Here is a 13,105-nt window from a genome sequence, read left to right as displayed (position 1 = left end):
CGCCCGCCGCCGGCTGGGCGGGCATGGCGGGATTGGGTACCCTTGGGCGCCCGTTGCCTGTCCCTGCCCATGTCCCGCGCCGCCGCTTCGTTCACCTACCGCCTGGCCTTCCGCCCGCTCGACGACCGGATGGACTCGGCCGACCTGGCGCGCACCGTGCAACGGGCGCTGCTGGCGTTGAGCGGGCCGCCGCATGGCGTGGCGATCGTCAGCCTGCAGCGCCCGCCGCGCGAGGACGGCGCCGGCCTGTACATGGAGGCGGTCACCACCGGCCCGGAGCGCTGGTACCTGAAGGCCGACGACTATCTGTTGAGCCAAGGGTTGCGCGGCGAATTGCAGCCCTGAGGGACGGGTGATGCCGGGACTCGGGACTGGGGACTCGGGACCCGGAACAGCGCTGGTTGCGCGATCCGCTTGGCCGCGCCCGTTTCCGGCTCTCGTGCTGTCGTGTGTTTGCGCCACCGCAATCAATCCAAGCCGATCGCAATCGGAGAGCTGGCTAGCCAGCGCCGCCGCGCTCTTCCGGGTCCCGAGTCCCGGGTCCCGAGTCCCGCTCAGTAAAGAATCCGCGTGCGCAAGGTGCCGGCGATCTGCCCCAGTTCGTCCTTCAGCACGCCCGCCAGTTCCTCGCTGGCGGCGACGTCGATCACCACGTAGCCGACCTTGGGGTCGGTGCGCAGGAACTGGCCGTCGATGTTGACGTTGTGGCGCGAGAACAGTTCGTTGATCTGCGACAGCACGCCCGGCACGTTGCGGTGGATGTGCAGCAGGCGCAGGCTCTCGGCGTGCTCGGGCAGGGTGACCTCGGGGAAGTTCACCGCCGACAGGGTGCTGCCGTTGTCGCTGTAGCGCACCAGCTTGGCCGCCACTTCCACGCCGATGTTGTCCTGCGCTTCCAGCGTGCTGCCGCCGACGTGCGGGGTCAGGATCACGTTGTCGTGCGCGGCCAGCGGCGATTCGAACACGTCGCCGTTGCCCTTCGGCTCGACCGGGAACACGTCCACCGCCGCGCCGCCGATGTGGCCGGAGGTCAATGCCGCGTCCAGCGCGGCGATGTCGATGACGGTGCCGCGCGAGGCGTTGATCAGGTGCGCGCCGGGCTTCATCTGCGCGATCTGCGCCGCGCCGATCATGTCCTTGGTCGACGGCGTCTCCGGCACGTGCAGGGTCACCACGTCCGAGCGCGCCAGCAGGTCGTCCAGGTCGGTCGCCGCGCGCGCGTTGCCCAGCGACAGCTTGGCCTCGATGTCGTGGAAGATCACCTGCATGCCCAGCGCTTCGGCGAGCACGCCGACCTGGGTGCCGATATGTCCGTAGCCGACGATGCCCAGCACCTTGCCGCGGGTCTCGTGGCTGCCGGCGGCCGACTTCGACCAGCCGCCGCGGTGGCATTCGGCGTTCTTCTGCGGAATGCCGCGCAGCAGCAGGATCGCCTCGGCGATGACCAGCTCGGCGACGCTGCGGGTGTTGGAGTAGGGCGCATTGAACACCGGGATGCCGGCCAGTTCGGCCGCGTCCAGGTCCACCTGGTTGGTGCCGATGCAGAAACAGCCGACCGCGATCAGGCGCTTGGCCTGCGCCAGCACCTCGGCGCTGAGCTGGGTGCGCGAGCGGATGCCGACGATGTGCGCCTCGGCGATGCGCGCCTTCAGTTCCTCCTCCGGCAGCGATTTGGCATGCAGTTCGATCTGCGAATAGCCGGCCGCGCGGAACACGTCGATGGCGGTCTGGCTGATGCCTTCGAGCAGCAGCACGCGGATATCCTGCTTCGGAAACGAGGTTTTCTTGGGCGACATTGCGGCGGCGAGGCGAGGCGGAAGGGTCGGTCACTATGCCAGATGCGTCCGCGTTTTGGTGCGACGCAATGGGATGCCGGGGGCGCGCAGACGCAACGCCGGCAAAGGTTTCAGTTGCATCTGTTCGGGACCCGGGACTCGGGACTCGGGACTCGCAGAGAGCCTGGGTCTGACGTTGCCCTCTCGCTTCATGCCGATGGCCCGGCTCTTCCGAGTCCCCAGTCCCCAGTCCCGAGTCCCGAGTCCCGCACCACCTAGACGCCGCTACCCAACGCTGGCAGGCTTGAATGCTTGCCTTCGCCCGATCCCGACCCATGACCGACCCGCGCCTGGACGCCCTGACGCACGCCGTTCCCGGACTGCGCCTGAAGACCGACCCCGCCGACCTGGAGCACTACGGTCGCGACTGGACCCGGCGCTGGACGCCGGCGCCGCTGGCGATCGCGTTGCCGGCGACGGTGGACGAGGTGCAGGCGGTGCTGCGCTGGGCCAACGAGCACGCGGTGGCGGTGGTGCCCTCCGGCGGCCGCACCGGCCTGTCCGGCGGCGCGGTGGCCGCGCACGGCGAACTGGTGCTGAGCCTGGAGCGGATGAACAAGGCGCTGGCGTTCGATGCGGTCGATCGCACCCTCACCGTGCAGGCCGGCATGCCGCTGGAGGCGGTGCACAACGCGGCGCGCGAGCACGGGCTGGTGTACCCGGTGGACTTCGCCGCGCGTGGCTCGTGTTCGATCGGCGGCAACATCGCCACCAATGCCGGCGGCATCCGCGTGATCCGCTACGGCAATACCCGCGAGTGGATCGCCGGGCTCAAGGTGGTGACCGGCAGCGGCGAGCTGCTCGAACTCAACCGCGGGCTGATCAAGAACTCCAGCGGCTACGATTTCCGCCAGCTGCTGATCGGCTCGGAAGGCACGCTCGGCATCGTCGTGGAGGCCACGCTGCGGCTGACCGATCCGCCGCCGCCGAGCAACGTGATGCTGCTAGCGCTGCCGTCGTTCGAAGTGCTGATGCAGGTGTTCGCTGCGTTCCGCGGCCGCCTGCAACTGGAAGCGTTCGAATTCTTCACCGACCGCGCGCTGGAACATGTGCTGGCGCACGGCGCGCAGGCGCCGTTCGACAGCGTCTATCCGTACTACGTGGTCACCGAGTACGCCAGCGGCGACGAGGCGCAGGAAGCCGCGGCGCTGGCCGCGTTCGAGGCGTGCATGGAGCAGGGCTGGGTGCTGGACGGGGTGATCAGCCAGAGCGATGCGCAGGCGGCGCAGCTGTGGCGCCTGCGCGAAGGCATCACCGAGGCGGTGGCGCGCTACAAGCCGTACAAGAACGACGTGTCGGTGCGGATCTCGGCGATGCCGGCGTTCCTGGCGCAGACCCAGGCGCTGCTCGGCGAGGCCTATCCGCAATTCGACGTGGTCTGGTTCGGCCATATCGGCGACGGCAACCTGCACATCAACGTGCTCAAGCCCGACACCACCGCCGACGCCGACTTCATCGCCGCCTGCGAGCAGGTCACCAAGCTGCTGGCGCAGGTGCTGGCGCAGCATGGCGGCAGCATCTCCGCCGAGCACGGCATCGGCCTGGTCAAGAAGCCGTACCTGGACAGCACCCGCAGCGCCGAGGAGATCGCGCTGATGCGCGCGGTCAAGCGCGTGTTCGATCCGGCCGGGCTGCTCAATCCGGGCAAGCTGTTCGATCCCTAGAGCCGCACGCGCCGCGCGCGCCATGGCGCCGCGGTTGGCGCTCGCGGCGGCGGCCGGCTAGGCTATGCCGACGCGGCCCGGCCGCTTCTCTTTCCCGATCCCGTTGGAACCGATGCGATGAACCGAGTGACCGCGCGCTGCGCCCTGTTGTTGATCCTGACCGTCCCCGCGTTCGCGCAGGCATCCAGCTTCGCCGGCAGTTCCGCCGGTTCCGCCTCGGCCGGGTCGGCCGGCAGTTCGGCGTCCTCGGACAGCAGCTCCGGCAACGACAAGCTGGTCTTGCAGGCGCGCGACGACGCGGCCGGCTTCGTCGCCAGCGCCGGCCGCCTCCGCGGCGTGCAGCTGGAAGCGGCGCTGCGCGTGCTGCGTGAGCGCAACCCGCAGGCGCGGCAGGCCAGCGACCTGCAACTGGCGCAGGCCATCCTGGCGCTGTGACGCCGCGCCGGCCGCTGCGCCGGCTGGCCTGGCTGGCGCCGCTGTGGCTGGCTTGCGCAATGCCCGCGCAGGCCTTGCAGTTGCGGGTCGATGCGCGCGGATTGAGCGCTTCCGAACGCGCGGCCAGCCAGGCCCTGCTCGACGCGACGCTGCCGACGCTGCCGCCGGCCTGGGCCGCGGCGATCGCCGTCCCGCTGACCCTGCAATGGCGTGACGACCTGCCCGAGCAGGTGCACGGCAGGGCGCAGGCGCGGCACCTGTTGTTGAACAAGGCCTTGCTGCGCGCGTGGCTGGCGCCGCCTGCCGCCGGTGCCGCCGACGGCGACGCCGACCCGGCGAGGCGTCCGGCGGTCGCCGCGCTGCTGCACGAACTGGCGCATTTCTACGACCGTTCCGCGGCGGGCCGGCTGTCGTCCGATCCGCGCCTGCTGGATCTGGCCGGCTGGCAGGTCAGCCCGATGCGGCTGGGCCTGCGCGTGGACCGCAACGCCTTCAGCGAGCGCAGCCCGGACCGCTACGAACTGGCGTCGCCGGCGGAATTCGTCGCGGTCAACCTGGAGCACTTCCTGCTCGATCCGGACTACGCCTGCCGGCGCCCGGCGCTGGCACGGTATTTCGCGCAGCGCCTGGCCTGGTCGCCCCCGGCGAGCGCCTGCGCCCCCGGCCTGGCCTATCTGCAGGATCCGCTGGCCGACGAGGCGGCGCTGCTGCAACTGGATCCGGCACGGGTCTACGCGGTGGACTACCTGCTGGCCGAGGGCAACGCGCAGCCGATGAGCCATTGGGGCCACAGCATGCTGCGGCTGGTGATCTGCGCGCCGGGGCGTCCGCCCGGTCCCGACTGCCGCCTGGACCTGGCGTATCACAAGGTGCTGTCGTTCCGCGCCTTCGTCGACGACGTGCAGATCTCCAACGTGCGCGGCCTGACCGGTTCGTATCCGTCGCGGCTGTTCGTGCTGCCGCTGCGGCAGGTGGTGGACGACTATACCCAGGTGCAGCTGCGCGGCCTGCAGTCGATTCCGCTGCGGCTGACCGCGGACGAGATCGCGGCCTTGCTCGAGCGCGCCGCGCAGCTGCACTGGAGCTACGACGGGCGCTATTACTTCCTCAGCAACAACTGCGCGGTGGAAACCTACAAGCTGCTGCACGACGGCGTGCCGCGGCTGGCCGGCGCGCGCCTGGCCGGGATCAGCCCGACAGGCCTGCTGCGGCGCCTGGGCCGCGCCGGCATCGCCGACACCGCGGTGCTGGACGATGCCGACGCCGCTTCACGCCAGGGCTATTACTTCGCGCCGGCGAGCGCGCACTACGCGGCGATGTTCGCGGTCGCGCGCGCGCAGCTGGCACTGCCGGCGCGCAGCGTGGAAACCTGGCTGGACCTGCCGGCGGCGCAGCGCGCGCCCTGGCTGCAGCGTGGCGACCTGCGTGCGAGCGCCGCACTGCTGCTGCTGGAGAACGCCGCGCGCCGGCGCCAGGAGCAGCGCGGCCGCGATGCGTTGAAGCGGCGCTATCTGGCCCGGGCGCATCTGCCTGCGGCGAAGACGGCCGGCTTCGGCGTCGATGCCGGTGTCGGTGCGGCTGCCGCCGCGATGGCCGCTGACGCGACGGGTGCCGAAACTCAGGATGCCGCCGCGGCAGTGCGCGCGGTGCTGGCGCAGCAAGGCCTGTTGAGCCAGCCGTCGACGCTGCTGCAGGGCCAGCCCGGCTATGGATTGCCGCAGGCGCAGGAGCGCGCTTGGCTGCAGCAGCAGGGACAAGCGCGGATCGACGCGCTGCGCGGCGACGGCGCTGCGCTGCAGGCGCGCCTGCACGCCTTGCTGCCGCCGCCGCTGCGTGCGGAACTGCGGCAGATCGATACGAATCTGGCGACATTGGGCGCGCGGCTGCGCGATCTCAATCGCGACAGCGGCGGACTGCAGTTGAGTACGCCGTCGCTGCTGCAACCTCCGGATGGGCAGTGATCCGTCGGAAAGTGGTCCGATTTCCGCAGGCCGAAGGTCGAAGCCCGCCAGCGCACCGCTTCGTTCGTCGCGACTGAAGGGCACCTCTAATAACCTCGATTCTAAAAATTTCGCACTATGCGCATCAATGACTTGCGAGCGTTTTAGTCGAGTTTTTTGGGGTTATTAGAGGTGCCCTGAAGTCGCTCCCACAAGGACTTGCAGCGAGCTGATTGGGTGCACTGTGGGAGGGGCTCCAGCCCCGACTGCAAGATCCCACACACCTGGTGCGCGCCTCCACAGCGTGACCTGGCGAGCGATGCACCAGCCCCTCTCCCGTCGGGAGCGGGGCTGGGGTGAGGGTCCGGCGCACGCGCAATCGCCTCACTGGCTGTTGTATCTCGTCCGCCCCTGCGGGGCACCTTTCTCCGAAAAAGGGGCTGCGGTCCCGAGGAGAGAAGGAATCGGGCTCGCAGCTTCGCTCGTCGCGCTTGATGGCCCAAGGTCGCCAGCGTCCGTTGTCCAAACTAGTCAACGCCGCTACGGCAAATCGAGGCCGACATCCTCGCCGTAGCGGTTCAACCAGGCATCGCGTACCGGGTCGTGGCGATACTGCGCCCGTAGCCTGGCCCAGGTCGCCTCGTTGCCGTCGCAGTACTTCGCCATCGCCTTGTCCAGCTCGCGGCGGCGCGCGGCATCGTAGGGTTCCTCGCCGGCGAAGTGGTTGCAGACGTCCTGGCGCGCGACGAAGGCGCGGAGCTCCTGCGGCAGCGCGCAGAAGCCGGCGTGGTGCTCGGGATCCACCTCCGCCGGGATCGCGCAGCCGGCCTTGGCCGGCGCCGCGACCGCAGGCCTGGCAGCAGCGGCCACCGCCAAACCCGGCAGGATCAACAGCACGGCCAACGCCATGCAGCGGCGCGTCCGCACGGACTCAGTCCGCGCGACCGGCGAACTCGCCGGTGGTGGTGTTGACCAGCACGCGCTCGCCGTTGCCGATGTACTCCGGCACCATGATCTCCAGCCCGGTATTGAGCCTGGCCGGCTTCGGCCGCTTGGTCGCGGTGCCGCCTTTCAGCTCCGGCGGGGTTTCGATCACTTCCAGGGTCACGCTTTGCGGCAGCTGCACCGCCACCGGCTGGTCGTCGATGACCTGCACGTAGATGCCGCTCAGGCCTTCGGTGATGTAGCCGGCGTCGTCGCCGATCACGTCGGCATCGAGCGTGTACGGGGTGTAGTCCTCGTCGTCCAGGAACACGAACGCCTCGCCGTCCTTGTACGAGAACGTGGCCTGGTGGCGGGTCAGCTCGACTTCGCGCAGGTCGTCGTCGCCGTCGAAGCTGGCGTCGAGCTTGTTGCCGCCCGGCACGCTGTACATCACGAAGCGGAAGCGCACGTTGCCGCCGCGGCCCTGCGGCGAGCTGCGTTCGATGTCGCGGATCTGATAGACGCCGTTGCTGTACTCGACGACGTTGCCTTTCTTGATTTCGTTGGCTTTCATGGGGGCTGGGAGTCGGGAATGGGGAATCGGGAATGGGAAAATCAAAAGCGGGAAAGCGATTATCCGGAGGAGGGGAGCGCTTTGCGATTCCCCATTCCCGATTCTCCATTCCCGGCTACTTCGGTGCCAACCGCACCGCGCCGTCGAGGCGAATGACCTCGCCGTTGAGATAGCGGTTGCGCAGCAGGAACATCACCGTGTCGGCGAATTCCTCGGGGCGGCCGAGCCGCGGCGGGAACGGGATCGAGACGGCCAGCGCCTGCTGCACCGCCTCGGGCATGCCGTCCACCATCGGGGTCCAGAAGATGCCCGGGGCGATGGTGTTGACGCGGATGCCGAAGCGCGCCAGTTCGCGCGCCATCGGCAAGGTCATCGCCACCACGCCGCCCTTGGAGGCGGCGTACGCGGCCTGGCCGATCTGGCCTTCGTAGGCGGCGACGCTGGCGGTGTTGACGATCGCGCCGCGTTCGCCGTCCTCGCCCGGCGCGTTGTGCTGCATCAGGTCGGCGGCGGCCTTGGCGACGTTGAAGCTGCCGACCAGGTTGACCAGCACCGTGCCCTGGAAGGTGGCCAGCGCCATCGGCGCCTCCTTGCCGAGCACGCGGCCGGCGCCGAGGATGCCGGCGCAGTTGATCGCGGCGTTGAGCCCGCCGAGGAACTCGCGCGCCGCGCCCAGCTGCGATGCCACCTGCGCCTCGTCGCTGACGTCGGTGCGGAAGTAGCGCGCCTGCGCGGCGCCGAGCGCGGCGACCGCGGCCGCGCCCTTGTCGTCGTTGAGGTCGAACAGCGTGACCTTGCCGCCGTCGGCGACGATGCGCTGCGCGACCGCCAGGCCGAGGCCGGAAACGCCGCCGGTGACCACCGCACGGATATCGGCAAGCTGCATGGGTGCTCCCTCCCAGGAAAGCGCGCATTTTAGCCGACTCTCCGCCGCCGCTGCCCGGCTGGCGGCGGCGAGCGCGTGGATGCGCTTGGCAGGCCTGGCAGGCGCATCTTGCTTCGCGTTCGCCGCGCCTGCCTGCCTGCACGGCGACGAGTACGTCAACCACGGCGCGCCCGGTTCGGCCGGTGCGCGCGAGGAGGACATGCGCCGCCGGTCGGCGCCCGTGTCCGCGTCAGTGCCGTGCGAGCCGGCCTGGAATGTCCTCGACTTGCACGCCCGGCAATGGCGCGGGACGGCGTTGCCGGCGCAGCATCGCTGGGCATGCCGGTGCGCCGATCTCGGCGCGCGAGTCGGCCGCGGTTACGCTGTCGCCAACGCCTGGCCGACCTTGCTGCCGGTCGGCCTGCCGAGTCTCTGCGCCAGCCAGCGCCCAGTCGCGGCCAGCGCCTGCAGGTCGATGCCGGTGGTCACGCCGTTGCCGTGCAGCAGGTAGACCACATCCTCGCTGGCCACGTTGCCGCTGGCGCCCCTGGCGTACGGGCAGCCGCCGGCGCCGGACACCGCCGCATCGACCACGCGCACGCCTTGCTCCAGGCACGCGGCGATATTGGCCAGGGCCTGGCCGTAGGTGTCGTGGAAATGCACCGCCAGCGCCGCCATCGGCACCTCGGCGGCGACCGCGCGCAGCATCGCCCGCGCCTTGCCCGGGGTGCCGACGCCGATGGTGTCGCCCAGCGAGATCTCGTAGCAGCCCATCGCGTGCAGCTGCCGCGCCACCCGCACCACGTCGGCCAGCGGCACGGCGCCCTGGTAGGGGCAGCCGAGCACGGTGGAGACGTAGCCGCGCACCTTGACCCCGTCGGCGGCCGCGCGCGCCAGCACCTGCGCGAAGCGCGCCAACGATTCGTCGATGCCGGCATTGGTGTTGGTGCGGTTGAAGCTTTCCGAAGCGGCGGTGAACACCGCGACCTCGCGCACGCCGACCGCCGCGGCGCGCTCGTAACCCTGCAGGTTCGGCACCAGCACCGGGTAGTCCACCCCGGGCGCCGGTACGATGCCGGCGTAGACCTCGGCCGCGTCGGCCAGCTGCGGCACCCATTTGGGACTGACGAAACTGGTCGCCTCGATGCTGCGCAGGCCGGTGCGCGACAGCTGCGCGATCAGCTCGATCTTGTCGGCGGTGGCGACCCAGGCCTTCTCGTTCTGCAGGCCGTCGCGCGGCCCGACTTCCACCAGGCGGACGAAGTCGCTCATCGGCGTTGCCTGCAGCGCGGCGCGCGCACGCACGCGGACGGAATGTGCCGCGCGGGGCGGGGCGGAAACGGCGAATTGGCGGTCACATGCATTCCTTGGAGTGAACGGCTGCTTGCCGTTGCCGAGCGGCGCAAGCCACAGCCCGCGCGACCTGCGAACGCCGGCACAGGGCGCCGCTCAGGCGCTCGCCGGCCGCTGGCAGACGGCTTCGAGGTTGTGTCCATCCGGATCCAGCAGGAAGGCGCCGTAGTAGTTGGGGTGGTAGTGCGGACGCAGGCCTGGGGCGCCGTTGTCGCGACCGCCGGCGGCCAGCCCGGCGCGATGGAAGGCATCCACCTGGGCGCGGTCGGCGGCGACGAAGGCCAGATGCAGCTGGCCGCCGGCGCCGGCGGCGCCATCGGTCAGCCAGACGCTGGGCTTGCCGTCGCGGCCGAAGCCGATGTGGCGGCGATCGCCGCTCTGTTCTGCGCTCACCTCCATCACGATGTCCAGCCCGAGCGTGGCCAGTGCGGCGCGGTAGAAGCCGAGGCTGCGCTGCAGGTCGACGCAGCGCAGGCCGATGTGGTCGAACGGGCTCACCAGAATCCCAGCCAGTTCGGGTCGCGCTTGTCCAGGAACGCGCTCAGGCCTTCCTGGCCTTCGGCCGAGACCCGCAGCCGCGCGATCAGTGCGGCGTTGTCGCGGTCCAGGGTGGCGTTGTCGCCGCCGGCGGCGACCCGGCGCACCAGCGCCTTGGCGCCGGCGGCGGCGAGCGGGCCGGCCTGGCCGAGCAGTTCCACCTGGCGCTGCACCGCCGCGTCCAGCGCGGTCGGCGCCACGGTCTGGTGCACCAGGCCGATCTGGGTGGCGGTGGCCGCGTCGAACGTCTCGGCGCTGGCGAACCAGCGCCGCGCCTGGCGCGCGCCGATCGCGGCGATCACGTACGGCGAGATCACCGCCGGCAACAGGCCCAGGCGGCTCTCGCTGAGCCCGAAGCGGGCATCGGTGGAGGCCACGGCGATGTCGCAGCAGGCGACCAGCCCGACCGCACCGCCGAACGTGGCGCCGTGCACCCGCGCTACCGTCGGCTTGGGCAGTTCGTCCAGGGTGCGCATCAGCTGCGCCAGCGCCAGCGCATCGGCCAGGTTGTCCGCCTCGCTGGCGGTCGCCATCGAACGCATCCACTGCAGGTCGGCGCCGGCCGAGAACGCAGCGCCGGCTCCGGCCAGCACCACCACCTTGATCTTCGGGTCGGCCCCGATCCGGTGCAGCGCTTCGGTCAGCTGCGCGACCAGCGCGGCGTCGAAAGCATTGCGCACCTCCGGTCGGTTCAGCCGCAGCGTCAGGACCTTGCCTGAGCGCTCCAGCAGCAATGCATCGCTCATCGACAGTTCTCGTGCGGAGGGATAACGGCAGCCATACGGGAATCATAGCGGGCCGCGCCGGCCGCGCCATCATGCGCTGCGGCGATGCTACAATTGATAACCATTCTTATCGACGGAACGTTCCGTGACGTTGTCCGATATGCCGTTGCGCAGCACCGCCATCGTGGAGACCGTGCACGAGCGCCAGCCCAACGACGCCATCGCGCGCCGCCTGCGCGAGCTGGGTTTCGTTACCGGCGAGCAGGTGCAGGTGCTGGCGAGCGGTCCGGTCGGCGGCGAGCCGTTGCTGGTGCAGGTCGGCTATACCCGTTTCGCCCTGCGCCGCAGCGAAGCGGCGCGGGTGCAGGTCAGCGTCGGCGCCGAGGCGCAACCATGAGCGCAGAACACGTCCCGCTGCGGCTGGCCCTGGTCGGCAACCCGAATTGCGGCAAGACCGCGCTGTTCAACCAGCTCACCGGCAGCAAACAGAAGGTGGCCAACTACGCCGGCGTGACCGTCGAGCGCAAGGAAGGCCGCTTCCGCGCGCCGTCCGGGCGCGACTTCGCCGTGCTCGACCTGCCGGGCGCCTACAGCCTGCAGCCGGCCAGCCTCGACGAGGCGATCACCCGCGACCTGTGCCGCGGCTTCTATCCGGGCGAGCCGGCGCCGGACGTGCTGGTGTGCGTGGTCGATGCCACCAACCTGCGCCTGCACCTGCGCTTCGCGCTGGAGTTGCGCGAGCTGGGCAAGCCGATGCTGGTGGCGCTGAACATGGTCGATGCCGCGCAGCGCCGCGGCATCCAGATCGACCGCCAGGCGCTGGAAGACGCGCTCGGCGTGCCGGTGATCGAGACCGTGGCGGTACGCCGCAACGGCGCCAGGGCGCTGGTCGAGCGGCTCGATGCGCTGGCTCCGGCGCTGCCGCCGGCGGTGGCGCCGGCCGAAGGGCAGGGCGACTACCACCAGCAGGTGCGGCGCATCCTCGCCGCGGCGGTGTCGATGCCGACCCGCACCTCGCGCATCGACGACGCACTGGACCGCTGGCTGCTGCATCCGGTCGCCGGACTGCTGACTCTGGCGCTGGTGATGTTCCTGATCTTCCAGGCGGTGTACGCCTGGGCCGCGCCGCTGATGGACCTGATCGACGGCGGCAGCAAGGCGCTCGGCGCCTGGGTCGGCGCGACGCTGCCGCCCGGGCCGCTCAACAGCCTGCTGGTCGACGGCATCATCGCCGGCCTCGGCGGGGTGGTGATCTTCCTGCCGCAGATCCTGATCCTGTTCGCCTTCATCCTGGCGCTGGAGGAATCCGGCTATCTGCCGCGCGCGGCGTTCCTGCTCGACCGGATGATGGCGGCGGCCGGGCTGTCCGGGCGCTCGTTCATCCCGCTGCTGTCCAGCTTCGCCTGCGCGGTGCCCGGGATCATGTCCACGCGCAGCATCCAGGACCCGCGCGACCGCCTGGCCACGATCCTGGTGGCGCCGCTGATGACCTGCTCGGCGCGGCTGCCGGTGTACGCGCTGCTGATCGGCGCCTTCATCCCGCAGCAGAAGGTCTGGGGCGTGTTCAACCAGCAGGGCCTGGTGCTGTTCGGCTTGTATTTCGCCGCGATCGCCAGCGCGCTGGCGGTGTCGTGGACGATGAAGAAGTGGCGCCGCGACAAGGGCGAGCACCCGTTGCTGCTGGAATTGCCCTCGTACCGCGTGCCGCACCTGCGCGACCTGGCGCTGGGCCTGTGGGAGCGCGCGGCGATCTTCCTCAAGCGCGTCGGCGGCATCATCCTGGCGCTGACCATCCTGCTGTGGTTCCTGCTGTCGTTCCCGGCCGCGCCGGCCAACGCCACGTTGCCGCCGATCGACTACAGCTTCGCCGGCCGCATCGGCCATGCGATGACCACGGTGTTCGCGCCGCTGGGCTTCAACTGGCAGATCTGCATCGCGCTGATCCCCGGCCTGGCCGCGCGCGAAGTGGCGGTGGCGTCGCTGGCGACGGTGTACGCGCTGTCGGCGGCCGACGACGATGCCGCCGCGCAGGCGTTGTCGCCGCTGATCAGCGACGGTTGGTCGCTGGCCACCGCGCTGTCGCTGCTGGTCTGGTACATCTACGCGCCGATGTGCATTTCCACCCTGGCCACGATCAAGCGCGAGACCAACTCGTGGAAGCAGATGAGCTTCGCCGCGTTCTACCTGTTCGCGCTGGCGTATCTAGCCTCGCTGGTCACCTACCAGGTCGCGGTGGCGCTGGGAGCCGGCTGA

General features: G+C 70.3%; 13 protein-coding genes. 6 read left to right on the top strand and 7 right to left on the bottom strand.

The genetic code is table 11. From position 1 onward, the window contains the following. Positions 1 to 69: 69 nt before the first annotated feature. A complete protein-coding gene (locus NRY95_12150; protein ID UYC14505.1) occupies positions 70 to 345 on the top strand; it encodes a hypothetical protein in 276 nt (91 codons plus the stop codon). A gap of 209 nt (positions 346 to 554) precedes the next feature. Here the strand turns inward: NRY95_12150 and serA are convergent, their stop codons facing one another. After that, positions 555 to 1,796 carry a phosphoglycerate dehydrogenase gene (gene serA, locus NRY95_12145; protein UYC14504.1) on the bottom strand — a complete coding sequence of 414 codons (1,242 nt, stop codon included), beginning with the start codon at positions 1,794 to 1,796 and terminating at the stop codon, positions 555 to 557. A 314-nt stretch (positions 1,797 to 2,110) separates the two neighbouring features. Here serA and NRY95_12140 point away from each other — a divergent pair, with 314 nt between their 5' ends. From NRY95_12140 to NRY95_12130, 3 genes are all read left to right on the top strand, one after another. After that, complete coding sequence (locus NRY95_12140; GenBank protein UYC14503.1) at positions 2,111 to 3,499, top strand: FAD-binding oxidoreductase; 1,389 nt, start codon at positions 2,111 to 2,113, stop codon at positions 3,497 to 3,499. Between the two features lie 117 nt (positions 3,500 to 3,616). Continuing rightward, entirely contained in the window at positions 3,617 to 3,934 is a 318-nt protein-coding gene (locus tag NRY95_12135; protein UYC14502.1) for a DUF2388 domain-containing protein, read from the top strand. Positions 3,935 to 3,993: 59 nt separating this feature from the next. Next, positions 3,994 to 5,895 (top strand): DUF4105 domain-containing protein, encoded by a 1,902-nt coding sequence (locus tag NRY95_12130; GenBank protein ID UYC18576.1) that lies wholly within the window; start codon positions 3,994 to 3,996, stop codon positions 5,893 to 5,895. A 519-nt stretch (positions 5,896 to 6,414) separates the two neighbouring features. Here the strand turns inward: NRY95_12130 and NRY95_12125 are convergent. From NRY95_12125 to NRY95_12100, 6 genes are all read right to left on the bottom strand, one after another. After that, a complete protein-coding gene (locus NRY95_12125) occupies positions 6,415 to 6,783 on the bottom strand; it encodes a hypothetical protein (protein ID UYC14501.1) in 369 nt (122 codons plus the stop codon). Positions 6,784 to 6,805: 22 nt separating this feature from the next. Beyond that, positions 6,806 to 7,372 carry an elongation factor P-like protein YeiP gene (gene yeiP / locus NRY95_12120; GenBank protein UYC14500.1) on the bottom strand — a complete coding sequence of 189 codons (567 nt, stop codon included), beginning with the start codon at positions 7,370 to 7,372 and terminating at the stop codon, positions 6,806 to 6,808. Between the two features lie 115 nt (positions 7,373 to 7,487). Continuing rightward, positions 7,488 to 8,258: an SDR family oxidoreductase gene (locus tag NRY95_12115; protein ID UYC14499.1), complete on the bottom strand. Its 771-nt coding sequence runs from the start codon at positions 8,256 to 8,258 to the stop codon at positions 7,488 to 7,490. Positions 8,259 to 8,615: 357 nt separating this feature from the next. Further along, positions 8,616 to 9,509, bottom strand: a complete 894-nt coding sequence (locus NRY95_12110) for a hydroxymethylglutaryl-CoA lyase (protein UYC14498.1) — start codon at positions 9,507 to 9,509, stop codon at positions 8,616 to 8,618. 177 nt (positions 9,510 to 9,686) lie between these two features. Next, positions 9,687 to 10,088 (bottom strand): VOC family protein, encoded by a 402-nt coding sequence (locus tag NRY95_12105; GenBank protein UYC14497.1) that lies wholly within the window; start codon positions 10,086 to 10,088, stop codon positions 9,687 to 9,689. Then, positions 10,085 to 10,873 (bottom strand): enoyl-CoA hydratase-related protein, encoded by a 789-nt coding sequence (locus NRY95_12100; GenBank protein ID UYC14496.1) that lies wholly within the window; start codon positions 10,871 to 10,873, stop codon positions 10,085 to 10,087. The genes NRY95_12105 and NRY95_12100 overlap by 4 nt, the downstream gene beginning before the upstream one ends. A 124-nt stretch (positions 10,874 to 10,997) precedes the next feature. On the opposite strand from NRY95_12100, the gene NRY95_12095 reads away from it, so the two are divergent. Together NRY95_12095 and NRY95_12090 are read left to right on the top strand one after the other, a co-directional pair. Continuing rightward, the gene (locus NRY95_12095; protein UYC14495.1) at positions 10,998 to 11,249 is read left to right on the top strand and encodes a ferrous iron transport protein A; all 252 of its coding nucleotides are present in this window, start codon (positions 10,998 to 11,000) and stop codon (positions 11,247 to 11,249) included. After that, entirely contained in the window at positions 11,246 to 13,105 is a 1,860-nt protein-coding gene (locus NRY95_12090; GenBank protein ID UYC14494.1) for a ferrous iron transporter B, read from the top strand. The genes NRY95_12095 and NRY95_12090 overlap by 4 nt, the downstream gene beginning before the upstream one ends.

This window comes from Xanthomonas campestris pv. phormiicola (assembly GCA_025666215.1).
In the GTDB taxonomy this organism is placed as follows: Bacteria; Pseudomonadota; Gammaproteobacteria; order Xanthomonadales; family Xanthomonadaceae; genus Xanthomonas_A; species Xanthomonas_A campestris_A.
The sequence above is the reverse complement of the archived record's forward strand: the minus strand, read 5'-3'. Positions and strand labels throughout refer to the sequence as shown.

Bases quoted from the DNA above. Each gene is read 5' to 3' on its own strand.
- serA (UYC14504.1), bottom strand. From the start codon at position 1,796: ATGTCGCCCAAGAAAACCTCGTTTCCGAAGCAGGATATCCGCGTGCTG.
- yeiP (UYC14500.1), bottom strand. From the start codon at position 7,372: ATGAAAGCCAACGAAATCAAGAAAGGCAACGTCGTCGAGTACAGCAAC.
- NRY95_12130 (UYC18576.1), top strand. From the start codon at position 3,994: ATGCCCGCGCAGGCCTTGCAGTTGCGGGTCGATGCGCGCGGATTGAGC.
- NRY95_12135 (UYC14502.1), top strand. From the start codon at position 3,617: ATGAACCGAGTGACCGCGCGCTGCGCCCTGTTGTTGATCCTGACCGTC.
- NRY95_12125 (UYC14501.1), bottom strand. From the start codon at position 6,783: ATGGCGTTGGCCGTGCTGTTGATCCTGCCGGGTTTGGCGGTGGCCGCT.
- NRY95_12115 (UYC14499.1), bottom strand. From the start codon at position 8,258: ATGCAGCTTGCCGATATCCGTGCGGTGGTCACCGGCGGCGTTTCCGGC.
- NRY95_12150 (UYC14505.1), top strand. From the start codon at position 70: ATGTCCCGCGCCGCCGCTTCGTTCACCTACCGCCTGGCCTTCCGCCCG.
- NRY95_12110 (UYC14498.1), bottom strand. From the start codon at position 9,509: ATGAGCGACTTCGTCCGCCTGGTGGAAGTCGGGCCGCGCGACGGCCTG.
- NRY95_12140 (UYC14503.1), top strand. From the start codon at position 2,111: ATGACCGACCCGCGCCTGGACGCCCTGACGCACGCCGTTCCCGGACTG.
- NRY95_12100 (UYC14496.1), bottom strand. From the start codon at position 10,873: ATGAGCGATGCATTGCTGCTGGAGCGCTCAGGCAAGGTCCTGACGCTG.
- NRY95_12090 (UYC14494.1), top strand. From the start codon at position 11,246: ATGAGCGCAGAACACGTCCCGCTGCGGCTGGCCCTGGTCGGCAACCCG.